Annotated in this window: 23 protein-coding genes, 1 tRNA gene and 2 pseudogenes; 8 read left to right on the forward strand and 18 right to left on the reverse strand. The window is 64.1% G+C overall.

What is annotated here, in order from left to right:
- The 3 genes and pseudogenes from Q0C17_RS15210 to Q0C17_RS15220 all read right to left on the reverse strand — a co-directional run.
- A pseudogene (locus tag Q0C17_RS15210) lies at positions 1-760 on the reverse strand (ABC transporter permease); the annotation flags it as partial.
- A gap of 44 nt (positions 761-804) precedes the next feature.
- Positions 805-1,536: an ABC transporter ATP-binding protein gene (locus Q0C17_RS15215; protein ID WP_291208079.1), complete on the reverse strand. Its 732-nt coding sequence runs from the start codon at positions 1,534-1,536 to the stop codon at positions 805-807.
- A gap of 384 nt (positions 1,537-1,920) precedes the next feature.
- On the reverse strand, positions 1,921-2,463 hold the full coding sequence (locus Q0C17_RS15220) for a hypothetical protein (RefSeq protein WP_291208081.1): 543 nt from the start codon (positions 2,461-2,463) through the stop codon (positions 1,921-1,923).
- Between the two features lie 438 nt (positions 2,464-2,901).
- Between Q0C17_RS15220 and Q0C17_RS15225 the strand changes: the two genes are divergently transcribed.
- The gene (locus Q0C17_RS15225; protein ID WP_291208083.1) at positions 2,902-3,672 is read left to right on the forward strand and encodes a class I SAM-dependent methyltransferase; all 771 of its coding nucleotides are present in this window, start codon (positions 2,902-2,904) and stop codon (positions 3,670-3,672) included.
- A gap of 62 nt (positions 3,673-3,734) precedes the next feature.
- Here the strand turns inward: Q0C17_RS15225 and arfB are convergent, their stop codons facing one another.
- Entirely contained in the window at positions 3,735-4,169 is a 435-nt protein-coding gene (gene arfB / locus Q0C17_RS15230; RefSeq protein WP_291208085.1) for an alternative ribosome rescue aminoacyl-tRNA hydrolase ArfB, read from the reverse strand.
- Positions 4,170-4,308: 139 nt separating this feature from the next.
- Here arfB and Q0C17_RS15235 point away from each other — a divergent pair, with 139 nt between their 5' ends.
- The 3 genes from Q0C17_RS15235 to Q0C17_RS15245 all read left to right on the forward strand — a co-directional run bounded on the left by Q0C17_RS15235 (position 4,309) and on the right by Q0C17_RS15245 (position 6,697).
- Positions 4,309-4,839, forward strand: coding sequence for an RcnB family protein (locus Q0C17_RS15235; RefSeq protein WP_291208087.1), 531 nt, complete (start codon positions 4,309-4,311; stop codon positions 4,837-4,839).
- A gap of 473 nt (positions 4,840-5,312) precedes the next feature.
- Positions 5,313-6,158, forward strand: a complete 846-nt coding sequence (gene kdsA, locus Q0C17_RS15240; RefSeq protein WP_291208089.1) for a 3-deoxy-8-phosphooctulonate synthase — start codon at positions 5,313-5,315, stop codon at positions 6,156-6,158.
- Positions 6,155-6,697: an rRNA large subunit pseudouridine synthase E gene (locus Q0C17_RS15245; protein WP_366914847.1), complete on the forward strand. Its 543-nt coding sequence runs from the start codon at positions 6,155-6,157 to the stop codon at positions 6,695-6,697. Before kdsA ends, Q0C17_RS15245 begins: the two co-directional genes overlap by 4 nt.
- Positions 6,698-6,701: 4 nt before the next feature.
- Here Q0C17_RS15245 and Q0C17_RS15250 read toward each other — a convergent pair whose 3' ends face one another.
- From Q0C17_RS15250 to Q0C17_RS15275, 6 genes are all read right to left on the reverse strand, one after another.
- Positions 6,702-7,898: a serine hydrolase domain-containing protein gene (locus Q0C17_RS15250; RefSeq protein ID WP_291208093.1), complete on the reverse strand. Its 1,197-nt coding sequence runs from the start codon at positions 7,896-7,898 to the stop codon at positions 6,702-6,704.
- A 141-nt stretch (positions 7,899-8,039) separates the two neighbouring features.
- Entirely contained in the window at positions 8,040-10,355 is a 2,316-nt protein-coding gene (gene clpA, locus Q0C17_RS15255) for an ATP-dependent Clp protease ATP-binding subunit ClpA (RefSeq protein WP_291208095.1), read from the reverse strand.
- Between the two features lie 58 nt (positions 10,356-10,413).
- Positions 10,414-10,731 (reverse strand): ATP-dependent Clp protease adapter ClpS, encoded by a 318-nt coding sequence (gene clpS / locus Q0C17_RS15260; RefSeq protein WP_366914848.1) that lies wholly within the window; start codon positions 10,729-10,731, stop codon positions 10,414-10,416.
- 152 nt (positions 10,732-10,883) lie between these two features.
- Positions 10,884-11,285 (reverse strand): DUF1499 domain-containing protein, encoded by a 402-nt coding sequence (locus Q0C17_RS15265; protein ID WP_291208097.1) that lies wholly within the window; start codon positions 11,283-11,285, stop codon positions 10,884-10,886.
- 19 nt (positions 11,286-11,304) lie between these two features.
- Positions 11,305-12,624, reverse strand: a complete 1,320-nt coding sequence (locus Q0C17_RS15270) for a tetratricopeptide repeat protein (RefSeq protein ID WP_291208099.1) — start codon at positions 12,622-12,624, stop codon at positions 11,305-11,307.
- 188 nt (positions 12,625-12,812) lie between these two features.
- Positions 12,813-13,241 carry a phasin gene (locus Q0C17_RS15275; RefSeq protein WP_291208101.1) on the reverse strand — a complete coding sequence of 143 codons (429 nt, stop codon included), beginning with the start codon at positions 13,239-13,241 and terminating at the stop codon, positions 12,813-12,815.
- A 230-nt stretch (positions 13,242-13,471) separates the two neighbouring features.
- On the opposite strand from Q0C17_RS15275, the gene Q0C17_RS15280 reads away from it, so the two are divergent.
- Positions 13,472-14,719, forward strand: a complete 1,248-nt coding sequence (locus Q0C17_RS15280) for a D-alanyl-D-alanine carboxypeptidase family protein (RefSeq protein WP_291208103.1) — start codon at positions 13,472-13,474, stop codon at positions 14,717-14,719.
- Between the two features lie 91 nt (positions 14,720-14,810).
- On the forward strand, positions 14,811-15,776 hold the full coding sequence (locus Q0C17_RS15285) for a KpsF/GutQ family sugar-phosphate isomerase (RefSeq protein WP_291208105.1): 966 nt from the start codon (positions 14,811-14,813) through the stop codon (positions 15,774-15,776).
- Between the two features lie 79 nt (positions 15,777-15,855).
- Here Q0C17_RS15285 and Q0C17_RS15290 read toward each other — a convergent pair whose 3' ends face one another.
- Positions 15,856-16,656: an SIMPL domain-containing protein gene (locus Q0C17_RS15290; protein ID WP_291208107.1), complete on the reverse strand. Its 801-nt coding sequence runs from the start codon at positions 16,654-16,656 to the stop codon at positions 15,856-15,858.
- A 101-nt stretch (positions 16,657-16,757) separates the two neighbouring features.
- Here Q0C17_RS15290 and Q0C17_RS15295 point away from each other — a divergent pair.
- Positions 16,758-16,834, forward strand: a tRNA-Ile gene (locus Q0C17_RS15295).
- A gap of 1,082 nt (positions 16,835-17,916) precedes the next feature.
- Positions 17,917-18,932, forward strand: a pseudogene (locus Q0C17_RS15300) (polysaccharide biosynthesis protein).
- A 72-nt stretch (positions 18,933-19,004) separates the two neighbouring features.
- On the opposite strand, the gene Q0C17_RS15305 reads toward Q0C17_RS15300, so the two are convergent.
- The 7 genes from Q0C17_RS15305 to Q0C17_RS15335 form a co-directional block, all read right to left on the reverse strand.
- Entirely contained in the window at positions 19,005-21,140 is a 2,136-nt protein-coding gene (locus Q0C17_RS15305; protein ID WP_291208109.1) for a TonB-dependent siderophore receptor, read from the reverse strand.
- Between the two features lie 327 nt (positions 21,141-21,467).
- The gene (gene phhA, locus Q0C17_RS15310; RefSeq protein WP_291208111.1) at positions 21,468-22,340 is read right to left on the reverse strand and encodes a phenylalanine 4-monooxygenase; all 873 of its coding nucleotides are present in this window, start codon (positions 22,338-22,340) and stop codon (positions 21,468-21,470) included.
- 58 nt (positions 22,341-22,398) lie between these two features.
- Positions 22,399-22,665, reverse strand: coding sequence for a flagellar motor switch protein FliN (fliN, locus tag Q0C17_RS15315; RefSeq protein ID WP_291208113.1), 267 nt, complete (start codon positions 22,663-22,665; stop codon positions 22,399-22,401).
- Complete coding sequence (locus Q0C17_RS15320; RefSeq protein WP_291208115.1) at positions 22,662-23,045, reverse strand: hypothetical protein; 384 nt, start codon at positions 23,043-23,045, stop codon at positions 22,662-22,664. Before Q0C17_RS15320 ends, fliN begins: the two co-directional genes overlap by 4 nt.
- The gene (locus tag Q0C17_RS15325) at positions 23,042-23,956 is read right to left on the reverse strand and encodes a FliG C-terminal domain-containing protein (RefSeq protein WP_291208117.1); all 915 of its coding nucleotides are present in this window, start codon (positions 23,954-23,956) and stop codon (positions 23,042-23,044) included. Before Q0C17_RS15325 ends, Q0C17_RS15320 begins: the two co-directional genes overlap by 4 nt.
- Positions 23,953-24,624, reverse strand: a complete 672-nt coding sequence (locus tag Q0C17_RS15330; RefSeq protein WP_291208119.1) for a hypothetical protein — start codon at positions 24,622-24,624, stop codon at positions 23,953-23,955. The genes Q0C17_RS15325 and Q0C17_RS15330 overlap by 4 nt, the downstream gene beginning before the upstream one ends.
- Positions 24,625-24,715: 91 nt before the next feature.
- Positions 24,716-24,988: a DUF1153 domain-containing protein gene (locus Q0C17_RS15335; RefSeq protein WP_291208121.1), complete on the reverse strand. Its 273-nt coding sequence runs from the start codon at positions 24,986-24,988 to the stop codon at positions 24,716-24,718.
- Positions 24,989-25,191: the final 203 nt, after the last annotated feature.

Here is a 25,191-nt window from a genome sequence, read left to right on the forward strand (position 1 = left end):
CGACTTCACTGGATACAAATGCGTCCGAAACCTGGTCGCTGCGGTCATACGCGCCGACCGCGCCATAGGCGGCAAGCTCACGGTCAAGCCGCCCGAGGATGTCCGGCACGCTTGCTTCACGCGACAGCCGGAGTACGGCCTCATTGAAAGCCCCTTCCCAGCCGGCGAGTTCGGCAAGCGTCCGGTCGCCCATCCACAGGACGCCAAAGCGCTTTTCATCTGGCACGAGTTCTCCAGGGGCAATCGCATATACATGCTCTGGTGACATCACGAGGCCGGTGACCATCACCTGTACCTGGCGCCCACGGATGATGAACGAGATGTGATCGCCCGGCACGATACGGTGCGCTTCAGCAAATCGCTTGAGCACAACGGCCTCATCCCGTCGTCCGCTGGCCGGAAGGCGTCCCTGGGAGACATGCAGCCGGTTTACCGAGGGTTCGTGCGATTCCGGGATCGAGATGACTTCGCCCAGCACCGGAGCCTGGCTGGCCGGCATATCGATGCGGATGCCGAACCGGAGTCGTCCCTCGATCGCCTGAATACCTGCAATTTTCCGTAGGCTGTCGATCTCGCCCCGAGGCGCCCGCACGACGGGCGCCCAGACATCGGCCATCAGGTTGCGCTCGTAATATGCGCGCCGCGTTTCCTCCAGGGAGGTTACAAGTCCCGATGACAGCAATTGCACCGAGACCCCGCCAGCGATTACCAGCGCAATTGCAATTGCCTGGACGCGCATACCGAAGAAGTCGCGAAACATCTTGCGATCCAGCATCCCGACTGAACCGGACGAGGAAGATCGCCCTACCATGTGATGTTCCTTGGACTGATTGGCGCGGCGTTCACCCTGGTCTCGCGCACCTTGCCGTCCGCGAAGACAACGACCCTGTCAGCAATTTCAGCGACACTGGCATTGTGTGTAATGATGAGTGTTGTGGCGCCAATGCTGTGATTGACGTCGACAAGGGCTTCAAGGACTTTCACGCCGGTCGCAGAATCGAGCGCGCCCGTAGGTTCGTCGCACAACATAACCGTGGGCTGCTTGGCAACAGCCCGGGCGATCGCAACGCGTTGCTGCTCGCCCCCCGACAGCTGCGCCGGAAAATGGTCCATCCGGTCGCCCAGGCCCACGAGTGCAAGCGCATCGGCCGGAGCGAGCGGCGCTTCGGCAATCTCGGTGATCAGGGCAACATTTTCCCAGGCCGTCAGGCTGGGCATGAGATTGTAGAACTGGAACACGAAGCCGACATGCCGGCGGCGATATTCGGTAAGCTCAGCGGACGAAGCTCCTGAAAGGTCTGAGCCGCGGAACAGGACTTCACCGGCTGTGGCCTGGTCGAGCCCGCCAATGATGTTCAGGAAGGTCGATTTCCCGCTGCCAGAAGCGCCGAGTATCACGACGAGTTCACGCTCAGGGATCTGCAGGTCTACCCCGCGCAGCGCCTCGACGGCTGCGGGCCCCTTCCCGTAGGTCCGCCGAAGGCCACGAACATCGAAACAGGCGGTGTCCGGATCTTCACTGATGGTCCGGTGCACGTGGTGAGACTCCCAAATTCAGTGAAGAGGACCGGGATCGTTGAACAGGTCGCCAGCCTACTCCGCTGGCCTAACCAATGCCATTCGATACGCCGCAAGCGCGAGGAACCTGACCGCTCTTCCGCCATCTGTCGGGGATGCCTCGGCCGACTGCTGCGGCCGGGCCGGATGACCGCACCTTGATGGCGCGGGAACCACGAAGATGGCATCAGTGTTTTCCCGGATACCCCGAGGGGAACTTGCGCGCTCGAAACAATCCGCATCGGAACCTGCCGGCATCACCCGCCCGGCTTGAGCCATGATAGCAGGCCGGCCAGCCTTCCGAAGCGGGACTTGTCGCGGTTCTGACGCAAAAGGGTTCTGCCCACAGACGGCGGGTTCGCTTCAGGCGGTCAACACTTCGACAGGCATCTCGGCCAGACGCTGAAAAAGCCTTCTCCGGCGTGCCAGTGGCCACCAGCCATAGAGGAATATCTCAAGCGGGCGCCAGTTTGCGACCCATCCCAGGATGATCAAGCCTTCCGAAAGGATGCGTGCCGCAGAGCCGCTCCCCAGAAGCATGACTGCAACCTGCCCGCCGAGGACGCACGCTATCAGCGTTGCGAGCCCAATCATCAGCGATGTTCGTCCTACGCCAAAGAGTTCGTCTATGTCGCCTTTGACGCGCCGGGCGCGCTGGCGGAAATGATTGGAGAATGCCACCTGCAGCTGCGAAAGGTCCTGCTGTCCGGATTGGGGTATATGCAGGATGAGCCGTATCGGGTTGCGGCGGGGCAATTCCCTCGCCCATTCCACGATGAAGTCTTCGGCTGTCTTTGACAGGTCACGTGAAGGCGTCGGAAAGGGGTCCAGCGGATCGAACAGGAGGGCTATGTTCTCGATCCTGAGCTCGATGACGGATTCAGTTGAGACCAGATCATCGGTCATGGGACATCACCTCTTCACAACCACCCGGCTGGCCGCCGGAGCGCCTCAACTGTCACGCGGAATGCGGCGCAGTTCAAGCTTCAGGCCCGCTCCGGTGCAGGCGACGCCTGGGACGATACCGATTGCCGCCTTCTGCATAGTCCGGGACTGCCGCGTGTTTTTTTGGCAAAGAAGGACCGTCCCGCTCTCCGTTAAGCTGACTGGGCGTGTTGATCCGTGAACGGACCTGACTGAAAACGTATCCCGCAGGGCCGGAGCAGTCGAGGAACGCAGGGCACGCGGGACCCGTTCGCGCCAGTTTCACCGCAGCAGGTGAAGCCGGTCTCAGGCGATAGGCAGGTCCTGATGGCTTGATCGGACAGGCCGCGGGCGCTACCGATCAGCCCGGCCTGTTGCCCAGGCAGCCTGCAAGCCCATGCAAATCGAGGGTGAAGCCCCATGGATGAAATCGCACTCCTTTCAGACCTGCATCAACGGCAGATGCGCCAGGGCCCTGGCGGCGAAGCCGAGACACGCCTCGCGGTCAGCCTGTCGGGCCTTGCTGGCCGGACAGGGCTCAGGATCGCCGACATCGGTTGTGGCACAGGCGCATCGACGCTCGTGCTCGCGAAAGAGCTCGACGCGCACATCGTCGCTGTCGACTTCCTGCCCGGTTTCCTCAAGGCGCTCGCGCAGCGTGCGGGCGCCGAAGGTCTCGCATCCCGGGTCGAGACGCTCCGTGCCGGGATGGGTGAGCTGCCTTTCCAACGTGGATCACTGGATGCAATCTGGGCGGAAGGCGCCATCTACAATATCGGTTTCGAGAAGGGCGTCAGAGCCTGGCGGCGTTTCCTCAAGCCAGGCGGAATTCTCGCTGTTTCGGAACTTACCTGGCTGACCGGCGAGAGACCCGCAAGGCTCACGGAGCACTGGCATAGTCAGTATCCGGAGGTTGCGACCGCGTCAGCCAAGTTTGGTGTGCTTGAGGCCCATGGCTACGCTCCGCTCGGGTATTTTGCGCTGCCCGAGCGCTGCTGGACCGACAATTATTACCGTCCGCTGCAGGCACAGTTCGAGCCGTTCCTTGCACGCCATGCAGGTTCTGAAACAGCGCGCGCGATCGTCGCGTCAGAGGAGGCAGAAATTGCCCTCTACGAAGAATTCTCTGCCTATGTCAGCTATGGCTTCTATATTGCCAAGAAGGACCAGCGCCCGGACGCTGGCATCTGACGATCGCTCGCCGACATCTTGACCGCGGTCCGGGAAAGCCGGGCAGTCCGCACCGACCCGGCCTAGTCCTCGTCACCGACACCGCCGCGCAGGGCTTTGACTTCGCCGCGCTTTTTCTTGGAGGCGATGCGGCGTCGCACGCTGCCGGCGGTGGGTTTGGTCTTGATCCGGCGCTTGGGGGCCGCAGCCGCCTTCAGGATCATCTCGGCAAGGCGGGCCCTTGCAGCCTGCCGGTTCTGGACCTGGCTGCGGTGCTCGCTGGCTTCGAGGATCAGCCGGCCGTCGGCCGTGATGCGGCTGGCATAGAGCTTCTGGAACCGCTCCTTCAGGGCTGCTGGCAGGGACGAAGCGGCCACCTGCCAGGTCAGCTGCACGGCAGATGAAACCTTGTTCACGTTCTGCCCGCCAGGCCCGGAGGCGCGAACGAAAGCCTCACTGATCTCCCATGCCGGCACGGTGAGGCTGTCCGAAATGCGCAGGTCGCCAAACTCGCTCATCGGAGAAACCTGAAGGACCTGTTCAGCCAGAGTTCAGACGGAGGGGCAGACATTCACCCCAGAAACCGGTGTTTGCGCCCTTAGTCCAGCGCAGGCGTCACACCGGCCGAGCAGTTTACAGGAAAGGCCCGTCCCCACGATGTCCCTGATCAAGCACTTTAGCCGTTTCGTGGCAGCGGTCACCGCCGCCAGCCTCGTCATAGCCCCCGTGGCCCAGGCCGACCGGGATCGCGGCGACCGCGGCGGCTGGGAACGTCATGATGACGACGACTACCACGAGTATCGCCGGGATCACCGCCGCGATGACCGGCGCGACTATCGCCGCGACCGTCGCGACCATGACTATTACGACTATCGCCGCCACAAGCCGGTGGTCGTCTACCGTCCGGCCTACGATTACTATCCGCGCAGCTCGGTGACCGTCACTTACGGGAGCTCTTACGGCCCCTATTACTATTCCGGCTACCGGCCACGCTATGATGTGGGCCATTATTACAGCTATGGCCCGCGCCGCACGGTCTACATTCACGACTACGACCATTACGGCCTCTACGATCCGCCGAGAGGCTACCACTGGGTTCGCGACAATGACAGCGGTGACGCCATCCTTGCCTCGGTCGCCACCGGCGCCATCCTCGGCCTCGTGATCGGCGCCATCGCCGCAGACTGACACAAGGCCTCTGTCTACCCCTTTTGAGGCTCACTGACGCCCGGGCGCACCATAAAGGCCGCCCGGGCGTTTTTTGTGCAGTCGCCACAATCCAGGCAGCGATCACCACGATGTTAACTTCACATTGGCGCAAATCATGCTTACCTCGGGACAGCGCCGGATGGTCCGGCGCAAAAGGCCGTGCGCATCGCACGCGTGAAAGGAGGTGATCCATGTCGAGTGAGAAACCAGGTGAGGCCGTTGGGTCTGTGTCCTATGGTGTCTGGCTGGAGCAGCCTCTGACCAGCGCCTAGAGATTCGAAGGGTCGCTGCAACGCGGCCCGGACCTGACAGCCCCATGGGCTCACGGAAGCCGCTCCTTGATCGGGGCGGCTTCTTTGATTCGCACCTGATGATTCTGGACCTGTGCTGACCGGGCTTTTGCGCCGCAGCGTTTTTCCGCTATGGCAGCCCAAGCAAACAGGAGCCGCCCCATGCGCGTCGTCACCCACAAGGCCTCCGGCTGGAGCATCGGCACCGGCAAGCCTCTTGCCGTGCTCGCCGGCCTCAATGTGCTGGAAGACGAAGGCCTTGCCCTGGAGGTCGGCACCGAACTGAAGCGCATCTGCGCCAGCCTCGGCCTGCCCTACGTGTTCAAGGCAAGCTTCGACAAGGCGAACCGCTCGTCGATCAAATCCTATCGCGGCCCCGGCATGGACGGGCTGAAGATCCTCGCCAAGGTGAAGTCAAAGCTCGGAGTGCCGATCGTCACCGACCTGCACGAGCCTGATCAGGCCGAGCCTGTCGCCGAAGTCGCCGACATCCTACAGCTTCCGGCTTTCCTCGTGCGCCAGACCGATCTGGTGATCGCCGTTGCCGGAGCTGCCGCCAGGCACGGCGCGCTCATCCAGGCCAAGAAGGCGCAGTTCATGGCCCCGTGGGACGCGAGGAACATCATCGCGAAGATCGGCGAAGTCGCGCCGCACGTCGGCGTGATCCTCTGCGAGCGCGGCGTCAGCTTCGGCTACAACAACCTGATCGTCGACATGCTGGCGATTCCGGAGATGAAGAAGCTCGGCGTTCCGGTGACGATTGACGCGACGCATGCGGTGCAGCTGCCCGGCGCCGATCCGCGCACCGGCGGCGCCTCCACGGGCGGGCGGCGCGACGGCGTGGCGATCATCGCGAAGTCTGCCGTGGCGGCTGGCGCGGACGGCGTCTTCCTCGAGTTCCACACTGATCCCGACAAGGCCCTGTGCGATGCACCGAGCTGCCTTGCCCTCTCAGCGGCCGAGAACCTTCTTGCCACGCTCAAGACCCTGCACGAGGCCGTCAACTGAAAATCATCCTGTTCAACAAGCCCTTCAACGTCCTGTCTCAGTTCACGGATGAAGGCAGCGGCAAGCGCACGCTGAAGGAATTCGTTCCGGTACCGAACGTCTATCCGGCGGGACGGCTCGACTATGACTCAGAAGGCCTGGTCGTGCTGACAGACAGCGGCCCGCTCCAGGCGCGCATCAGCGATCCCAAGCACAGCCTCACGAAAACCTACTGGGCGCAGGTCGAAGGCATTCCGGACGAAGCGGCCCTCAAGGCACTCGCCACCGGCGTGGAGCTCAAGGACGGGATGACACGCCCGGCGAGGGTGCGCGCGGTCCCGGAGCCGGAAAACCTCTGGCCGCGCGATCCGCCGATCCGCTTCCGCAAGTCGGTGCCCGACAGCTGGATTGAACTCACCATCACCGAAGGGCGCAACCGCCAGGTGCGCCGCATGACCGCCGCGATCGGCCACCCGACCCTGCGCCTCATCCGCGCGCAGGTCGGCGAATGGACCCTTGAAGGGCTCGCCCCCGGCGAAATCCGTTTCGCCAAGGGCTGAAGCGTCAGCGCACCCATGCCCCCGGCGCGTTGGTGCGGTAGCCGAGCGCCGTGTACGCCGCATCGATCAGGCTCTGGCCGCGTTCGTTGAGCAGGAGGCCGTTGCCCATCTGGTTCATCGTGTAGCTGAAGGCGAGGCCGCATTCGGGATCGGCAAAACCGATTGAGCCGCCGGCGCCGACATGGCCGAAGGCTTTCTCGCCGATGATCGCGCTGGTGCCTGGTCCGAAGCCGCCCTTGCGGTTGTCCATCGACTTCATGAAACCGGAAGCAAAGCGCGTCGGGATCAGGAGCGTCGCGTCTCGCTGCGTCGCGGTCGACACCATCGACATCGCAGCGAGGCGGTCGGCCGACACGAGCTTGCCGGAATTCGTCGCAAGCTCCGTGTACCATGCCACTTGCCCGCGGGCATTCGACAGGCCGCCCCCGCCGCCGATCTCGGCGGCCTGCCCTTTACGGTCGTTGAAGTCCCAGCCTCCGGTATTGAGGAAGGACTTGTGCTGGATCGAGTCCGGATCGGTCATCAGCTTGATAACGAACTCGGAAGGCTTATCGTCCGGCTTCGGAACATATTGGCGGATGGGCGCGATATGCACCGCCTCGTTCTCCGGCAGGCCGATCCAGAAACGCGCACCGGTCTTCTCGGCCACTTCCTCGCGGAAGAAGGCGCCGAGCGACTTGCCGGACACGCGGCGCACCAGTTCGCCAACCGTCCAGCCGAAATTGATCATGTGATAGCCGTTGCGGGCGCCGACTTCCCAGAAGGCTTCCTCATCAGCCATCCGGCCCGCCATGTAATCCCAGTCAGCAAAGCCGCCCGGCTTGACCGGATCGCGCAGCGTTGGCAGCGCGCTTTCATGGTTCAGCATCATCTGGACGGTGGTCTTTTCCTTGCCGCCGCGGGCGAATTCCGGCCAGTAGGCTTTCACCGGCGCGGCCAGGTCCAGTTGCCCCCGGTCAACCAGAATGTGAGCACACAGCGCGACGGCGGCCTTGGTGCAGGAGAAGACGATCGAGATCGTGTCCTTCTGCCATGGATCCTTCATCTCCGGGTTTGCAAAACCGCCCCAGAGGTCAACTGCGGTCTCGCCGCCCACAGACAGGCAGACACTCGCGCCGACTTCGCCTCGCTCGGCGAAGCTGCGCTCGAACTCCTCCTTCACCTTCGCGAATTTCGGATCGCACTTGCCCTGCACTGCCATGAATTCCTCCCGTTGTTGTCAGGGACGTTAGCCGATTGGTGCGGCTTGGCGAGCGCTGACTTGAGGGAAAGGCGCCGCCCCAAAAGCGAAAAGGGCCGCCCCGGCGGGACGGCCCTTTGTAACGGACGGGACGCAGGGAGCCTAGCTCGCCGGCTCTTCGGCTTCGTCCTTGGTGGCTTTCTTCTTCTTCGCCGGTTCGGCCAGATACTTGAAGGTCAGCTCGTCCTTTTTCTCGTCGAGGCCGATCTTCACGAGACCGCCCTTCTGGAGCTTTCCGAACAGCAGCTCTTCGGCCATCGGCTTCTTGACGTATTCCTGGATCGTCCGGGCCAGCGGGCGGGCGCCCATGTCAGCATCGAAGCCGCGCTTGGCGAGCCATTCGCGAGCTGCTTTCGAGATCTCGATCGAGACGTTGCGGTCTTCCAGCTGGACTTCCAGCTGCAGGATGAACTTCTCGACAACCCGGTCGATGATTTCCGGCGTCAGGCCGCCGAAGGCGATCGTCGCATCGAGGCGGTTGCGGAACTCCGGCGTGAACAGGCGTTTCAGCGCCTCGTCGGATTCCTCGTCTTTCTTGCCGCGGCCGAAACCGATGGAGTTCTTCGCCGCGTCCGACGCACCGGCATTGGTGGTCATGATCAGGATCACGTTCCGGAAGTCGACCTTGCGGCCGTTGGCATCCGTCAGCGCGCCATTGTCCATGACCTGCAGCAGGATGTTATAGAGATCCGGGTGGGCCTTCTCGATTTCGTCGAGCAGCAGCACGCAGTGCGGATGCTGGTCTACACCATCCGTGAGCAGACCACCTTCGTCATAGCCGACATAGCCCGGAGGCGCGCCGATCAGACGGCTGACGGTGTGACGCTCCATGTATTCCGACATGTCGAAGCGCAACATCTCGACACCCATGATGGAGGCGAGCTGCTTGGCGACTTCGGTCTTGCCGACGCCGGTCGGGCCAGTGAACAGGTAGGAGCCGATCGGCTTGTTCGGCTCGCGCAGGCCGGCGCGGGCCAGCTTGATGGTTGCCGACAGGGCCACGATGGCTTCGTCCTGGCCGAACACGACCCGCTTGAGGTCGCTCTCGAGCGATTTCAGCGACGCGGCATCGTCCGACGTCACCTGCTTGGGCGGAATGCGCGCGATCTTGGCGACCACGGCTTCGATGTCGCGGATTCCGACCTGCTTCTTGCGCTTCGAGGCGGGCAGCAGCCACTGCGCGGCGCCGGCCTCATCGATTACGTCGATGGCCTTGTCCGGCAGCTTGCGATCCGTGATGTAGCGGTCCGACAGCTCGACCGCCGACTTGATGGCATCGTTGGTGTATTTCAGGCCGTGGAAATCCTCGAACTTCGATTTCAGACCCGTGAGGATCTTGATCGTATCCGGAACGGTCGGCTCAACCACATCGATCTTGCGGAACCGGCGCGACAGGGCGCGGTCCTTCTCGAAGTGCTGCTTGTATTCCTTGAACGTCGTCGAGCCCATGCAGCGAAGGCCGCCCGATTGCAGCGCGGGCTTCAGGAGGTTCGACGCATCCATCGCGCCGCCGCTGGTCGCGCCGGCACCGATGATCGTGTGGATCTCGTCGATGAACAGGATCGCTTTTTCCTGCTGCTCGAGTTCCTTCATGACCGACTTGAGGCGCTCCTCGAAGTCGCCGCGATAGCGCGTACCGGCCAGCAGCGCGCCCATGTCGAGCGACCAGATGATCGCATCGTCCAGGATTTCCGGCGCTTCACCGTCAACGATGCGTTTGGCCAGACCTTCGGCAATTGCCGTCTTGCCGACGCCAGGATCGCCCACGAGGATCGGGTTGTTCTTGTTGCGGCGGCACAAGACCTCGATACAGCGGTTCACTTCCATGTCGCGGCCGATCAGCGGGTCGATCTTGCCGGCCCGGGCCCGCGCATTGAGGTTCACGCAATAGGTGTCCAGCGCTTCGTGGCCCTGCTTGACGGGTTCTTCCTCGTTGGACTCCGCGCCGCGCGGGGTCGACGGGCGCGACATGCCCGGCTGTTTCGCCACGCCGTGCGAGATGTAGTTCACCGCGTCATACCGCGTCATGTCCTGCTCCTGCAGGAAGTAGGCCGCATGGCTTTCGCGCTCGGAGAAGATCGACACCAGCACGTTGGCGCCGGTCACTTCCTCGCGGCCCGAGCTTTCGACATGCAGGATCGCGCGTTGCACGACGCGCTGGAACGCGGCGGTCGGCTGCACCCGGCCGTCGCTGCCATCGACGATGAGGCTGGAGAGCTCCTCGTCGATATAGCGCGTCAGGTCGGCGCGAAGTTCGTCGATGTTGACCTTGCAGGCGCCCATCACGTCGCGCGCGTGCTCGTCCTCCGTGAGGGCCAGCAGCAGGTGCTCCAGCGTGGCGTACTCGTGGTCGCGTTCGGACGCGAGCGAGAGAGCCTTTTCAAGAGCCGTTTCGAGGGAGGTGGAAAGACGGGGCAAGGTGTGAGCCTTTTCGAAGGTCGTGTTTCTAGGTGTCGTTGGTATTCATATGGGTAGTCTAGTCGTCTTTCTCCATAACGCACTGGAGAGGATGTTCGTGGCGGCGCGCAAGGTCGAGCACCTGAGCTACCTTGGTCTCGGCAACCTCATATGTATAGACCCCGCAGAGCCCGACACCCTTCTGATGCACATGAAGCATGATCCGGGTCGCCTGTTCACGTGAACGATTGAAAAACCGCTCCAGGATGAACACGACGAATTCCATCGGCGTGTAATCGTCGTTGAGCAGCAGCACCCGGTACAGCGAGGGCTTCTTGGTGCGGACGCGGGTTTCGGTGGCGAGGTCAAAGCCCGTACCATCGCCGTCGCCGGGCATACCGCTGCCCGGAGCGCCGCCGCCAGGTGCGCCGGGCGCCGGCGGGCCCGCCATCCGGATCGGGTCAAAAACGATGTTCATGGGAGACAAGATATACGTTCCTGCAGGAGAATGAAGATGCAATTGGCGCCTGATCACAGCTGTGCCCGCTTTCAAGGCGACTGAAGCGCCGTCGCCAGCGCCTCGAGACGTTTCCGGTTGGCGCCCAGGTCGGAATAGCCGACACGTGACCTTGAGTAAGCCGCGAAGGTCGATTTGCCCGGTTGCCCGGCAACCGGAAGTACAGCGAGATCGATATCGTCCTTGAACCGCATCAACGGGGTGACCGCGATAAAGTTCAGCCGCATCGCGCCGGCATCCTGCTCTCCGAGCTGCCAGTCGCGCTTGTCGGCAATCAGCCGGAGGGCGCGCATGTAGAGCTCGCCGGGGGCCAGGTCGTAGACAGGCGCCGCGCCGTCCGGCGCCGCGTCCGGCGTGAAACCTGCGGGCGCCAGCAAAGCAGTGTTGGGACTTCCGGGCCGCGTCAGCGTCTTGAAGTTGATGAAATCCGGCATGGCGGTTGGTCCTGTCTGGTCAGTGAGGGCGCAGGCCCGCGCGGCGGGCAAAGGCGAGATTGACGTGGCTGTCAGGTCGAAGGGCCAGCCGTTCCTGGACCAACGCCCGCGCGATCGGCACGACCTTACCCCGGATTGCGGCTTCGGTCAGCGTCCAGTCGATGACGTCGCGCTGCGCATGGCTGCCGCCGAACGTGCCCGATATCTGGCGTGCCCACAGCAAGGGTTCAATGGCTGCCTTGTATTCCCCGCGGTCAAACAGAAGCAGCGCGTCGATGATCGGCGTGCCGGTCTCCCGCATCCAGCGGTTCATTTCGTGATGCATGTCACCCTCGTGGGCGACCTTCACGAGGTCGGTCGCATCGCTGCGACGCCCCGCACCGACATAGGCGAGCGCGGCATGCACATCATTGAAGGGATAGCACTTTCCGTCCGCATGCTGGGTCCAGGTATCCGCCAGCTCGTCCCAGCGCTCGCCGACATCGACGCCCAGAAGGTGGAGCCGCCAGAGCAGCGCGGAGGCGTCGACCAGGTTCTGGGCCACCGTCGTCGGCTCGCCGCGCACCTGTTCGTCGTAAAGGCTCAGCGCCGCCTCCGGCTCACCAAGCTCAAGGTGGAAGAGCGTCAGGTGCCACCAGTTATGGACCTTCAGGAAGTTCTCCGGCTGCGCCCAGTGGGCCCGCCGCTTGCGCATGAAATCGCGCCCCTCGGCGGCGCGCCCCTGCATTTCCAGCACGTGCGCCACCGCATGGTGCGCCCAGCTGTCGTCCGGGTCGGCCTCCAGCGCCTTGAGACCGGCTGCTTCCGCGCGGCGATAGTCGCCCATCTCTTCAAGCCCGAAGGCCAGCATGCCGAGCAGGAAGGAGCGCCCCGGGACGCCGTCCCAGGCCGGCAGCGCCCGTGCAATCCGGTCGCGCAGGTTGCGCGCGTTCGCCGTGAGGAAATCCGACTGATGGCCAGCCAGCAGGCCGATCAGGTCGCAAGGGTAGGTTGCGTTGTGCAGGTCCAGCGCCCGGGACGCCGCCGTCCACTCGGTTGCCGCCGCCAGCTTCAGGGCGTGCATGTGGCTGTCCTCGCGGGGCCCGCGCGGCATCTCGGCCAGTTCTTCAACCATCCGGCGCGCTGAAGCGGTCGCCTGAGGTTCGGTGGACATCGCGTAGATCCACGCCTTGGCAATCAGCGCCATCGGGAACCCGGGCGAGTCTGCCAATGCCTCGCGCAGGGGCTCAAGCGGATCGCCGCAGAAATGCGCAAAACGGCTGACCGCCTCGTCAAACAGCGCCGCCGCGCGCGCAGACGCGCCGGTCAGCTCCAGCCCTTGCCTGTCAGAAACCGTCATCCCCTGGCTCCTGCCCCGCGCCGCCTGCAACCATTGTGTGGCGGACGCTCCCGAGTCGCAAGCCGGACGCCGGGACAATCAGGGCAAGCCCCAAACCGAAAAGGGCCGGACCATGAAGGTCCAGCCCTTAAACTCTACGTTCGCACTCTACTGCCGGGAGGCCGCGCGCGGCCTGCCCAACTCCGAGATTACTTTGCGAAGGAAGACATATACGGTTTTGCAGCATTACGCCATGCAGCGACGCAAAGCTCGGTCTGAGCCGTCAGTTCGGTCGTGTAGGCCGAGAACATCGACTTGGCGAAAGCCGACTGAAGCTCAAACATTTCGCGCGGGTCGCGGACATTGGCGAGCGTCTGGGTCAGCTCGACGCTCTGTTCCATCGCCTGGGTGACGAAGCTGACATTGCGGTTGCCGATTTCGCGGAGGACTTCGGTCGACGCCACGGCGCTGTCGGTAAGCGCTTTCACGCTGCCTTCAGCCATGCCGGTGAACTTGCTGGCGAGGCCGGTGACCTGCTCCATGCCGGCATCGAACTGTTTTTCGATCTGCTTGGTGGTGGCGGTGTTGGGGCGGGCTTCCGCTTTGGCGCGGGCCGTCGATGCAGTGGTCTTGGCCATGGGAGGAATCCTTCTTTTGCAGGGTGTGCTCTGGATAACACACCTTCCTCGCAGATGCAATAAATTTTGTGCGCTGCAACATTAAGCATTTGGCGTTTGGATTGCATTCATTCGGGTGCGGTTACAAAACTGTCAGCGGACAGGCTGCGTTAAGGTGTGGTCAACTGGTTTCACCGAATCTAGGTTCGTATCCGGGGAGTCCGGGGCATAGCGTATTGGAGGTTGCCTAGATGGCACTGCTCAACCTATCCTTGTATCGCGCCGCAGCGCTGTCTGTGGCGGTCGGTTCCACCGGGATGCTGGTTGGCCAGGCTGCAGAGGCTGAAAAGTACGCGGCGCTGGTGATGGACGCCAACACCAATGAAATCCTCCACGCCCGCAACGCCGATGATGCCCGGTATCCCGCGTCCCTGACAAAGGTCATGACGCTTTACCTGCTGTTCGACGCGATTAACGCTGGCGAGGTCTCCCTCAACGAGCGGATGACCGTTTCGCGCAATGCCGCCGCCCAGCCGCCGTCGAACCTCAAGCTGAAAGCGGGCGATAAGATCAAGGTCGAGGACGCCATCTATGCGCTCGTCACGAAATCCGCCAACGATGTCGCTGTCGTAATCGCCGAACACCTCGGCGGCACCGAGCGCAAGTTTGCCGTTCAGATGACCGACAAGGCCCGCGATCTCGGGCTCAAGGACACGACCTTCAAGAACGCCTCTGGTCTTCCCAACACCGCCCAGGTGTCGACGGCCTACGATCTCGCGTTGCTTGCCGACGCACTGGTCGAGAACCATGCCCAGTATTACCACTACTTCGAAACCAAACGTTTCGAATGGGGCCGCCTGGTCTACAAGGGCCATAACGAACTCGTTGGCACCGTCGACGGCGTTGACGGCATCAAGACCGGTTACACCCGAGCCTCGGGCTTCAACCTGATGACCTCCGCCGAGCGGGACGGCCACCGCGTCATCGCGATTGTGCTGGGCGGCGCCACCGCCAAGTCGCGCAACGCGCACGTGGCCGACCTCGTCGAAGCCGCCTTCACTCAGTTGAATGGCCCGATGGCCGCCAGTTCGCCGCAACTGCGCGGCACAAAGGTGATGGCGTCGATCCAGACACCGGCGAACCCGAACGCTGCGGCCGAGCCCATGCTCAACGGGATGCCCCTGAGCGCCTACACGGCCCAGCCTGTGAACCTCGTGATGAACGCAGCCGCGGACGAATCGACGGAAGAGGAAATGCCGGGCGATCTGGTCATCGTCGAAGGCGACAGCGCCGACGATATTGCCTCGGTCCAGCCCTCGCCGGCCCTGCCCGCCCCGGGTGCCAGCTTCTCGGTCAGCGAGTACGAAGCCCGCCAGACGGCGCAGGCCGCCAAGGCAGCCGGTCTGTCAGTCTCGGATTACGAGGCCCGCCAGACCGCCAGGGCCTCCGCCGCCGCCGAAGTCGCCGAGTATACCCGCCGCCAGACGCGCCGCCGCTGACACCGGGCCCGCACCCGGGGACTTGCCGAAGCCGCCCGGCTCCCGCACAACGCCGCTCGCCGACCTGACCCTTGCCGGGAGCCGTTGAACCGTGAGTGCATCCTCAGACCTGTCCCTCGCCCGGAGTGTGATCCGCATCGAGCGCGACGCCCTCGACAAGCTCGAGGCCTCCCTCGGCACCACGCTGCTCGAAGCGGTCGAGCTGATCCTCTCGACGGATCGCCATGTCGTTGTCGCGGGCGTCGGCAAGTCCGGCCATATCGGCCAGAAGATCGCCGCGAGCCTCGCCTCGACCGGCACGCCGGCCTTCTTCATCCACCCGACTGAAGCCAGCCACGGAGACCTCGGCATGCTGGTGCCGGGCTCGGTCGTCATTGCGATCTCTTATTCCGGCGAGAGCCGCGAACTCGTGGACCTGCTGCGCTACTGCAAGGGCAACGACATCCCGGTCATCGCCATGACGCGCGCCCGGGACTCGACCCTCGGCCGGTTTGCCGATGTGCTGCTCGAAATGCCGACCGTTCCGGAAGCCTGCCCAAACGGCCTCGCGCCCACTTCGTCCACAACGATGGCCCTCGCGCTCGGCGACGCGCTTACCATCGTGCTGATGGCGCGGCGCGGCTTCTCACGCGAGGATTTCGGCTTTCGCCATCCAGGCGGCAAGCTCGGCCGCTCGCTGCAGACCGCCGGCGATTATGTCCGTGAGCGGAAGGATCCGCTGCCACTGATCGAGGCGGGTGCCAGTTTCGAAGCCGTGGTCTACGCTGTCTCAGAAGGCCGCAAGGGCTGCGCCGGTGTCGTCGATGGCACGGGCGCGCTGATCGGAATGGTAACCGACGGCGACCTGCGCCGCGCCATGCTCGCCGGCAAGACAGGCGCCCCCGCGCGCGACGTCATGACGAAGTCCCCGCGAACCATCGACCCGGAGGAACGCATGCAGATCGTCATCAAGCAGCTCAGCGAGAACCGCATCTCCAACGCCTTCGTCCTCGGCGAGACCGGCGAGCCCCTGGGCCTCGTCGACATGAAAGACCTTCTGGCGGAAGGCTACCTCTAGGGCCCGAAACAAAAGCCCCCCTCGCCCGCTACGGCGAGAGGGGCTCGATTGCGACAGCGGCGATGGCGCCGGCTATGTCCTACTTCACCAGCTCAAACAGCACGCTCACGCTCGCCGTTACGCCAACCTCACCGCCGGCCACCGGCGTCGGCGCGCCGCCATCCATCGCCATTTCGGCGCGGGCCATCATCACCGGCTGGGGCGAATACTCGTAGCCTTCGCTGATCGTCACGATCCGCCCGACCCGCATGCCCGACGCCGCAGCATACAATTCCGCTTTTGCGATCGCATCCTTCATCGCCTGCGTGCGGGCCTGGTTCTTGATTTCCTTGTCGTCCTCGATGGCGAAGGACACGCCCGAGAATGTATTGCCGCCCGCCTTTACGAGGCTGTCGATGGTCGCACCGAGCGTGTCGAGATTGCGCACGCGCGCTGTCACGTTGTTGGTGGCGACATAGCCGGCCAGTTTCTGCTCGCCGCGCACAGAGCCATCGGGCTGCGCCACTTCCAGATAGTCATACCGCGGATACAGGCTGAGGCCGGACGTCTGCATGTCCTTTGCTGCAATGCCGGCTTTCTGCAGCGCCTTGAAGACGCCGTTCATCGACGCCGACTGCGCGGTCATGGCTTCGCTGGCGGTGGCGCGTTCCTCGGTCACGCCGGCGGTAATATAGGCAATGTCCGGCGCCTGGTTGATTTTCGCTTCAGCGTTTATCTGGAGCGTCGTTTCCGGCTGGATCGAATTCGGGTGCACGGTCATGGCAGCTGGGCTCGCAAACATGGGGGTAGCAGCCGCCGCCGATGCGAACGGCATCTGCGCGCAGGCGACGGGCGCCGCGGCAATCATAACGGCGGCGAGAGCGAAGAAGGAGCGGTTCATGGTTTTTCTCCATTATGAACAGGTAGAAGCCGTACGCCTCTCTTCCGGCCCGAACAAGGCCGTTGCAAGGCGCCCGTGCGGCGCCTAAACGACGCTCTCAGGGGCCTGTAGCTCAGTTGGTTAGAGCGGACCGCTCATAACGGTCTGGTCGGGGGTTCAAGTCCCTCCGGGCCCACCATTCCCTGAAGAACCGGGCCGAGGCGACGTCTTGAGGGAACCTCCAGTTTACGTCACAAACTGTGGCTTCTGTGCCAGCCTCGAGCAGGGACGACCCTTTCCCGCAACGGATTACAGTTTCGCAATGTAACCGGGGTTTTCCTGACGCGCCTTCGGTGGCACTAGAGGGGAAATCGCTCCGGCGATTCAGTGAGGGGAGTAGAGGCCGTGAAATCCAGAGACGCCGCCCGGCGCGCAATGGCTCTCACCCTCTCGTTCGACGTCGCGATGGCCGGCGTCGCGATGACCATGGCCCACATCGCCATCCTGATCTCGGATTCCGACGTACCGACCTTCCAGGTCAGGGCCTGGATCCTGGCCAGCTGCGCCTTCATGTTGGCGGCCGCCGCCGGCCTCGTGATTGGCGGTGTCCACCGCCAGGTGTGGCGCCATATCGGCGCACCGGACGCCATCCGCTTGCTGCAGGGCATTGCGCTCGCTGTCGTCCTCTACCTGCCGGTCATGGTCGCCCTCAACGGCCGCCTCGTGGACCCGCTGCCCGCCTTGCTGGTCGCCACCTTCCTGTGGACTGCCGCCGCCTTCACCGGCCGAATGGTGGCGCGATACCGCACGACCAACGCCCCTTTCCGGATCTTCCAGCGCATCCCCAGCCACGGCCAGGCTGTGCTGCTGGTCGGCGATCCGGCCAGCTGGATCGAAGTGCTGCGCCGCATCGAAGCCTCTGGCGACGGCGCCACGCTGCGCGTCCTCGGCCTGATCGAAGTGGACGCAAAAGAGCATGGCCGCGCCGTCCGCGGCCTGCCGATCATGGGCAGCCTGCTCAATCTCGGCGAGATCATCGACATCCTCACCCTTCGCTATGGCACCACGCCCTGGATCGCGGTCACGGGTCCGGCCCGCGAACGCGCGACGATGAACCGGGTACTCGAGATCGCATCCGGACATGGCGCCCATATCATGTCGCTTGGCCATGACAGTGCCTCGCAGACCCTCGCGCCGGTCCGCCCGGCCGATCTGCTGGCCCGTCCAGAGCGCGGGCTGGACCTTGCCCCCGTCCGTGAGCTGATCGAAGGCGCCAGTGTGATGGTCACAGGGGGCGGCGGATCCATCGGCTCGGAAGTCGCCCGGCAGGTCGCGCGTCAGGCCCCTGCCTCGCTGTCGATCCTCGACTCCTCGGAGTTCAATCTCTACCAGATCGACTATCACCTGCGGGTCCAGCATCCCTGCCTGCCGCTGGAATCCCACCTCGGCGACGTGCGCGACACCGTTCGTCTCGCCGGCATCTTCGCGCAGCAAAGCCCAGCCTGGTCATCCATGCCGCCGCGCTGAAGCACGTGCCGCTGATGGAAGAGAACATCTGCGAAGCGATCCTCACCAATGTCGGCGGCGCCGTTGCCGTGGCGCGCGCCGCAGCGGCGTCCGGCGTCAGCACATTCGTCTTCATCTCGACCGACAAGGCCGTCGCACCCGATAACGTCATGGGCGCCACCAAGCGTCTCGCCGAACTGGCCCTTGGGCGGATTATTGCAGAAGCCGGCATGGCCGGCGCGATGGTGCGCTTCGGCAACGTGCTTGGATCCTCCGGCTCCGTCGTACCGCTATTCGAAAGCCAGATTGCTGCCGGCGGTCCTGTCACCATCACCGATCCCGAAGCGACGCGCTATTTCATGACGATCGAGGAAGCGACCGCCCTCGTCCTGCAGGCCGCCGCGCTGCAGCGTGAGAAGGAACATGCGGAGCTTTTCGTCCTCGACATGGGCGAGCCCATCGCCATCCGCCAGCTGGCCGAAACGATGATCCGCCTGAAGGGTAAAGTGCCCGGCGTCGATATCGAGATCACAACGATGGGCATGCGCAAGGGCGAGAAACGCCATGAAGCGCTGACCTATTCGCACGAGACGCTCGAGCCCACCGGCGTCGACGGCGTCAACCGCGTCACCGGCCAGGCCGCCACTGGCGACCTGCTCGACAAGCAGGTTTCGGCCCTGATCGAGGCTGCCCGCCGCCACGACACATCGGAAGCCCTTCGCCTCCTCAGCCTGCTGGTCCCGGAATACGGCGCCGAACGCAGCGGCGAAGACCACCGGCGCCCCGCCTGAAGCGCACATAGTCGGCATAAGAACAGCCCGGAGAGCGCCTCCGGGCCGTTTTGCTTTTATACGACACTCTTGTCAGAACCGGGCGCTGAGGGTCACCTTGGCCGTCAGCGGAGCAGACAGCGTGATGTTGTTGTCATTGTGCGAACTCACGGCATACAGCTCGCCCGTCAGATTCTCGACATTCAGCTGGAGCGACAGATCGTCCGTAAGCTGATAATAGGCTGCGGCGTCAAGGCGGGTAAATGCAGGCAGCACAACGGCATTGGAGATCGTGGCGAACCGGTCATCCTGCCAGACCAGCCCGAGGCCGAGATCAAGCCGGTCTGTCGTGCGCACCTTGTTCCAGATGCTGGCACTCTGCTCCGGCACCAGCGGCGCGTCCCTGCCTGCCGGCGCCGCGCTGGTCGTCTTGGTAATCTCCGCCGACTGCCAGGCATAGGCGGCCGCCACATCCCAGCCGTCAAGGACTTCACCTTGCAGCGACAGCTCCAGGCCTTCGCTGCGCTGCGCGCCGGTCAGCACGGACACGCCGGCCGCCGGCCCCGGCGCCAGAGTGTTGGTGCGATCGAGGCGGAACATGGCGGCGGTCAGGAGGAGTTCCTGCGAAGGCTGCCACTTGATACCAACCTCGGTGTTTTCGAACTCTTCCGGCTCAAAGTCTGCCAATGTCGGCGTCAGGTTACCGAACTGCTCGCCTGACTGCGGCAGGTAGGACTGGGCCCAGCTGGCATAGAAGGCCAGTTCACCGATCGGTTCGTAAACCAGACCAAGGCGCGGGGAAACGAATTCGTCCGTACGCGCCGCATCCGCACCCATCCGGTTGTCGAATTCAAAATCGAAACGATCGAACCTTACGCCTGCGATCACCTGGAACTGATCTGTCAGTTTCACCTGGTTTTGCGCATAGACCGCCAGAAGGTTGAGGTCATTCAGGTTGTCACGCGACACGCGTCCAAACACGGCAGACGCGGTTTGCCCTCTGTCGGCCACCGACACGGTCAGCCGCTCAAGTCCGCCGGAGGCAGGAAATTGCCCTTCGATACGCAGGTTCTCGCTTTCCTGCAGCCCGGCTTCAACGCCGAGCAGGAGTGTATGCTCAAGACCCGCAAACTCGCCCTCCCAGATCAGATCTGTCTGCCCGATCAGGTTCTCGCGCGTGGTCAGCGAATTGTAAGCCGCCAGCTGCACGGCGCCGTTGGCCGCGCTCACGGCGCTCGCGGCAAAGACATTCTGGTAGAACTTGTCGTAGTCGCCGTAGAGCACTGTCGTGCGCAGCTTCAACGCATCCGAAAATTCATGCTCAAGAACGGCCGTCAGAGAATTGACGGTCACATCACTCGGGCTCAGGTCCGGATTGCCGTAGAACGCTTTTTCGGACGCTTCATAGGGCCGCCCATTGATCGATGGCACGCCGCGGTCCGTCACGCGTTCGTCGACAAAATGCTCCGCTGAAAGACGAAGAGATGTTTTCGCACCCAGCGCGAACGCCGCGCTCGGTGCGATGCCATAGCGTTCGCTGGAAACGCTTTCGCGGTAGCTGTCGGCCTGCTCGTAAAGCGCATTGATCCGCGCATCGACCCCGTCCGTGAGCGCACCGCCAATGTCCCCGCTTGCCCGCGCATATCCAAATGAACCGATGCCCAGCGTCACCGCCCGCGTGCGCTCGCCATCGGCCTGCTTCGACACGCGGTTGATCACGCCGCCGCCCGTCCCGCGCCCGAAGACAAGGCCCGACGGCCCTTTCAGCACTTCAATCCGGTCGGTGTTGTAGACATCGCGGAAATACTGGAGATCATCGCGAACGCCGTCGACGAAGAAGTCTGCCGTCGTGGTGTTCCCGCGCAGCACCGGCGCATCCCTGTGGCCTTCGCCCTGCGCCACCGTGACGCCCGGCACGAACCGCAGGGCTTCGCCAACGCCTGTCATTGCCTGATCGCGCATCAGGTCTCCGGTGATCACCGTCATCGCCTGCGGGATTTCGACAATCGGCGTATCGGTCTTGGTTGCGCCGCGTGACTCGTCCTCGGCATAGCCGGTGCGGGCGCCGTACACGTAGACTGTCTCCTGCCGCTTCGGCGCATCGGCCTCTTCCTCGGCGACGGCAGGAAGGCTGGTGGCAAAACCGAGGCTGAGCGTGGCGGCACAGCCCAGCAGGCGAACAGAAAGCCTTTGCCCGCCAAGAGGTCTGGCGCGATGTGAGGTGGTCATGCAGGCGAACCCTTAACTGCGAACGTTTCTCATTCGCCGGTATCAGGCCCGAATGCTATTTGCAACTCATTCTCATTCACATGCGGCGTTTTGTACGCCAGGGCCAGAAAGTGTCGCCTTCAGGCCACAACGATCGGCCGGAACGTCCCGCAGATCATCCGGCCTATGTCAGCGCCCACGGTCGCTGGGCTGAACCCGGCCATCCGGGGATCCGCCATGGCCCTTTCCCGGCGCGCCGAACTCCCGCGCGTCGCGGCTGCTTGTTGATCTGCGTCCGCGCGCCCGCTGGGCACGCCGGTCAGGGGAAATACCGGTACGGAATCTCGGTCAGCCTTTGCGCCCGCCGGCCTGGAAGTAGGCGAGGCTCCCGCGCGTCATCAGCCGGTCGCCGGCTGCCACGTCGTGTGCCTCGAAGTCCGGCTCGCCCTTCACCTCGGCATACACGTTCCCGAAGTCCTGGTAGCAGGCTTCCAGAAGCGCCTCGAAACTGTCGATGACGAAATAGGTCTGCTGGAAATCATCGATGATGTATTTCGTCCGCATCAGGCGTTTCAGATCAAAGCCGATCCGGTTGGGGCTGGTGTCCTCCAGCGCGAACACGGTCTCCTGCGGGCTGGAGAGGATGCCCGCGCCGTAGATGCGCAGACCGTCCGCCTCCTGAATAAGCCCGAACTCCACCGTATACCAGTACAGTCGGGCCAGGTTGTGCAGCTGGCCGAGCTTCATCGCTCGCTGGCCGCCCTTGCCATAAGCCTCCATGAAATCCGCAAACACCGGGTTCGCCAGAAGCGGCACATGGCCGAAGATGTCGTGGAAGATGTCCGGTTCCTGAAGATAGTCGAACTCGGCTTCCGGCCGGATGAAGGCCCCCGCCGGGAAGCGGCGGTTGGCGAGGTGGTCAAAGAAAATCTCGTCCGGCACCAGCTCCGCGACCGGCACGATGCGCCATCTGGTCAGTTTCTCCAGCCGGTCCGACAGGCGCCCCATGTGCGGGATGCCAGAGGGCGACAGCTCCAGCGTGTCCATCGCCGCTAGCGCCGCGGCGCAGGCGCGCCCCTTCGTCACCTCGCACTGGCGGCGGAACAATCGGTCCCAGCGGTCATGCTCGGCCGCGCTATAGCTCTCCCACGCCTGGTCAATGGTGAAATCGGGCGCGCGCGGCGCGCCGTGATAGCGATTCTTGGCAAAGGCAGTGTCCATGCGGCCAGTATAGGCCGGATGCCAAATTAGTTCCAGATGTAACTAATTCAGACGCCTGTCAGGCCACCGCGCGGCTATCGACGATCTCGGTCAGCGTCACACCCAGTTCCCCGTCCGCCACGACCAGTTTGCCGCGTGCGATCAGGCGTCCGGAGACGTAGATATCCACCGGTTCGCCGGTCTGCTTTTCCATCGTCAGCACTTCGCCGGGCGACAGCGCCATCAGCTCTTCCATCGTCATGCGGACCTCGCCGAGGACAACCTCGACGCGCACGGGAACATCCATCAGCATGCGGTGGAAAGCCGGGTTGGTCGGTTCGGTCATTTCGGGCCTTGTCCAATCTCGGCAAACAGGTCGCCCTGCCCGCCGGCAATTCGTGCCGCCGCGCCGTCGATGAGGCTGCGCAGGCGCGCTTCGGTTGTTGCATGATATTGCGAAGACGCAATGAGGCGCATTACCTCAGTGATCTCGTCGAGCGCCTGCGTAAGTTCGGCGGTCACGGCAGAGAGCCGCTCGCTTTCTGTCTCGCTTTTGATCTTGGCCACTTCGGCAAGCGTCTCGACGCGCACCTGCGTGATGAGGGCGGCAACCTCCTCGCCGGTAAAGCTCACACGCGCAGGATCGGCTGCGACATCCTCCACCTGCGGTCCGAAATCAGCCCGGAAGTCAAACGCCGAAACGGATTTCACAGCACGCTCTGTCATTCGATCAACTCATCATCCGGCGCGCGCTTGCCCGCGCTCAGGTCGCCGCGCGCGATCATCTGGCGGGCAAGTTCCACCAGCTCGCCACGGGCGGCCTCTACGTCGCTCAGGCGCACAGGACCGAGCGCAGCCATCTCCTCACGCAGCAGGTCTCCGGCGCGCGACGTCATGTTGGCGAAGAAGGCAGCGGTCGTTGCCTCTTTCGCGCCCTTGAGCGCGGTGATCAGCACAGCGCGGTCCGCTGCAGCAAGCAACGTCTGCATACCGCCTGCGCCGAGCGCTGCGAGATCATCGAAGGTGAACATCAGCGAACGGATCTTCTCGCCCGTGCCGGGTTCCGACTTCTCCAGCGCCGCCAGGAACAGCGTTCCGGCGCGCGGGTCGAGCCGGTCGAAGATGCGGGCAATGCGTTCGAATCCGGCGCGGCCACCCTCGCGGGCAAGCGAGGCGACCCGGCCCTTGAGATGCTGTTCAAGGCTTGCCATGGCGGCGGGGTGGACATCGCCCAGATGCAGCAGCCGCTGCATCGTCTCGATGGACAGGGACGGCGGCAGCACGCGCAGCAGTTTTGCCGCCGCGTCGCCTGAAAGGCGCGATAGGATCAGCGCGGCGACCTGCGGACGCTCGTGGCGCAGCAAGGCGGCCAGCGCAGATGTCTCCAGCACCGAAAGCTCGGCCCAGACGCCTGCGCCGCTTGTCGCGCGCTGGGTTTCGGTAAAGCGGCGCAGCGCGTCATTGTCCGCCGACGGATCATCGGCCAGCCGGTCCATCGCGGCGCTGAGTTCGGCGGCCTCCTGCGGATCAAGCTCCGCCCAGATTGGGGCGGCGTCCGGCCCCAGCGCGCGCATCAGCCTGGCCGAGCGGGCGAGACCGGGCGCCAGCGGCGCCGACTGTTTGGCTAGCGCGCTCATGTATTGTCATCCCTGGCGCTCATCCAGCCCCGCACCACGGCGGCGGCGCGGGCGGGATCGCGGCGGGCCATGTCAACGGCCCCGGTCGAGGGCGGCGGAGCGGCGGGCAAGGGACGCACCGGGCGCGGCGCGTCGCGCAGGCGCTCTTCGGCTTGCGGCGCAGGCAGTATCTGCGCGACCGGCACCGGCTGGGGCGCTGCGCGGCCTGAAAGGAAAGCCAGCGCGCCGGCGATGAGGACGAGCGCGCCGAGGCCCCCGAGTTCGGCCCAGGCGGCCGCGTCGGGGCGGCCCGGCAGGCCTTCGGCAAAGGTAACGGTTTCGATGACCAGCCTGTCGCCGCGCTCGGGAATGAGGCCAGCTGCGAGCGGCGCGATGCGCTGCAGCTCCGGCAGGCGGTCGCCGGCGCGGTCATCGACAAGCAGGAGAACAGTGCGCCCGCCTTCGGCATTGAAGGTGACGCTGAGACGGGAGAGGCCCGGCCCGGCGACAGGGGCGAGGACGTCCGCTAGGGCGGCTTCAGCGGGGCTGGCAGAGGCCGGTGTGCCCGGCCCGGTCAGCAGCGCTGCACCGCGCCAGCAGAGCAGGCAAAGGGCCAGCGCGCAGGCCAGCATCGCGAGCGGGCGCATGTACCCTCCCGTTGCCGCTGCCGTGCTGTTGCCCAACGCCATTTAGCCCTCCGGGGCCGGCCACGAGGGCCGGCAGATTCCCGGAAAGCTAGAAGGCCCGCCTTAAGGCAGGTTTAACAAGGCAAACGCCGCGTTAACGGCGGTACTGCTGCAGGCGCGTGGTGCGAAGGCCTTTGGCGCCGTGGCGGGCGTAGAGGCGCTCCCAGGCATCATACTCTTCGTCGGTCAGATTGTAGCGTTCACAGGCGCTTTCGCGGGTCAGGAGACCGCCCTGGACGGCGGCAACCACTTCGGCCTTGCGGCGGGTGACCCAGCGGGAGATGCCGGGCGAGGGAAGGTCGGCCAGCGTGAGGGTCTGCCCGTCCGGGCCCTTGACGCTCATCGGGCGTGCATTCTGCATGTTCATGTTCAAAACCACTTCACGGTCATTACGTTTCCGCCCCGCTTCTGCGGGCCGTATGAACCAGACCCTACACGAGGCGGTTTAAGCCCGGCCTTGCCTTGCAAGATGAGTTTGGGCGCCCCCGTTAGGAGGATGTTTGGAAACCTGTTCCGGCCCGGCACAATCGCGCCGAATGGGCCCAAAAGGCGCCGTGTTCAGGGTTTTGG

Source organism: Hyphomonas sp., assembly GCF_022844445.1.
Taxonomy (GTDB): domain Bacteria; phylum Pseudomonadota; class Alphaproteobacteria; order Caulobacterales; family Hyphomonadaceae; genus Hyphomonas.

Coding starts and splice junctions, on each gene's coding strand:
- Q0C17_RS15305 (WP_291208109.1), bottom strand. CDS start 21,140: ATGACCACCTCACATCGCGCCAGACCTCTTGGCGGGCAAAGGCTTTCT.
- Q0C17_RS15280 (WP_291208103.1), top strand. CDS start 13,472: ATGGCACTGCTCAACCTATCCTTGTATCGCGCCGCAGCGCTGTCTGTG.
- phhA (WP_291208111.1), bottom strand. CDS start 22,340: ATGGACACTGCCTTTGCCAAGAATCGCTATCACGGCGCGCCGCGCGCG.
- clpS (WP_366914848.1), bottom strand. CDS start 10,731: ATGCCCGGCGACGGCGATGGTACGGGCTTTGACCTCGCCACCGAAACC.
- Q0C17_RS15335 (WP_291208121.1), bottom strand. CDS start 24,988: ATGAACATGCAGAATGCACGCCCGATGAGCGTCAAGGGCCCGGACGGG.
- Q0C17_RS15330 (WP_291208119.1), bottom strand. CDS start 24,624: ATGGCGTTGGGCAACAGCACGGCAGCGGCAACGGGAGGGTACATGCGC.
- Q0C17_RS15320 (WP_291208115.1), bottom strand. CDS start 23,045: ATGACAGAGCGTGCTGTGAAATCCGTTTCGGCGTTTGACTTCCGGGCT.
- Q0C17_RS15265 (WP_291208097.1), bottom strand. CDS start 11,285: ATGCCGGATTTCATCAACTTCAAGACGCTGACGCGGCCCGGAAGTCCC.
- Q0C17_RS15250 (WP_291208093.1), bottom strand. CDS start 7,898: ATGGCAGTGCAGGGCAAGTGCGATCCGAAATTCGCGAAGGTGAAGGAG.
- Q0C17_RS15290 (WP_291208107.1), bottom strand. CDS start 16,656: ATGAACCGCTCCTTCTTCGCTCTCGCCGCCGTTATGATTGCCGCGGCG.
- Q0C17_RS15235 (WP_291208087.1), top strand. CDS start 4,309: ATGTCCCTGATCAAGCACTTTAGCCGTTTCGTGGCAGCGGTCACCGCC.
- Q0C17_RS15220 (WP_291208081.1), bottom strand. CDS start 2,463: ATGACCGATGATCTGGTCTCAACTGAATCCGTCATCGAGCTCAGGATC.
- Q0C17_RS15325 (WP_291208117.1), bottom strand. CDS start 23,956: ATGAGCGCGCTAGCCAAACAGTCGGCGCCGCTGGCGCCCGGTCTCGCC.
- Q0C17_RS15270 (WP_291208099.1), bottom strand. CDS start 12,624: ATGACGGTTTCTGACAGGCAAGGGCTGGAGCTGACCGGCGCGTCTGCG.
- Q0C17_RS15275 (WP_291208101.1), bottom strand. CDS start 13,241: ATGGCCAAGACCACTGCATCGACGGCCCGCGCCAAAGCGGAAGCCCGC.
- Q0C17_RS15225 (WP_291208083.1), top strand. CDS start 2,902: ATGGATGAAATCGCACTCCTTTCAGACCTGCATCAACGGCAGATGCGC.
- kdsA (WP_291208089.1), top strand. CDS start 5,313: ATGCGCGTCGTCACCCACAAGGCCTCCGGCTGGAGCATCGGCACCGGC.
- arfB (WP_291208085.1), bottom strand. CDS start 4,169: ATGAGCGAGTTTGGCGACCTGCGCATTTCGGACAGCCTCACCGTGCCG.
- fliN (WP_291208113.1), bottom strand. CDS start 22,665: ATGACCGAACCGACCAACCCGGCTTTCCACCGCATGCTGATGGATGTT.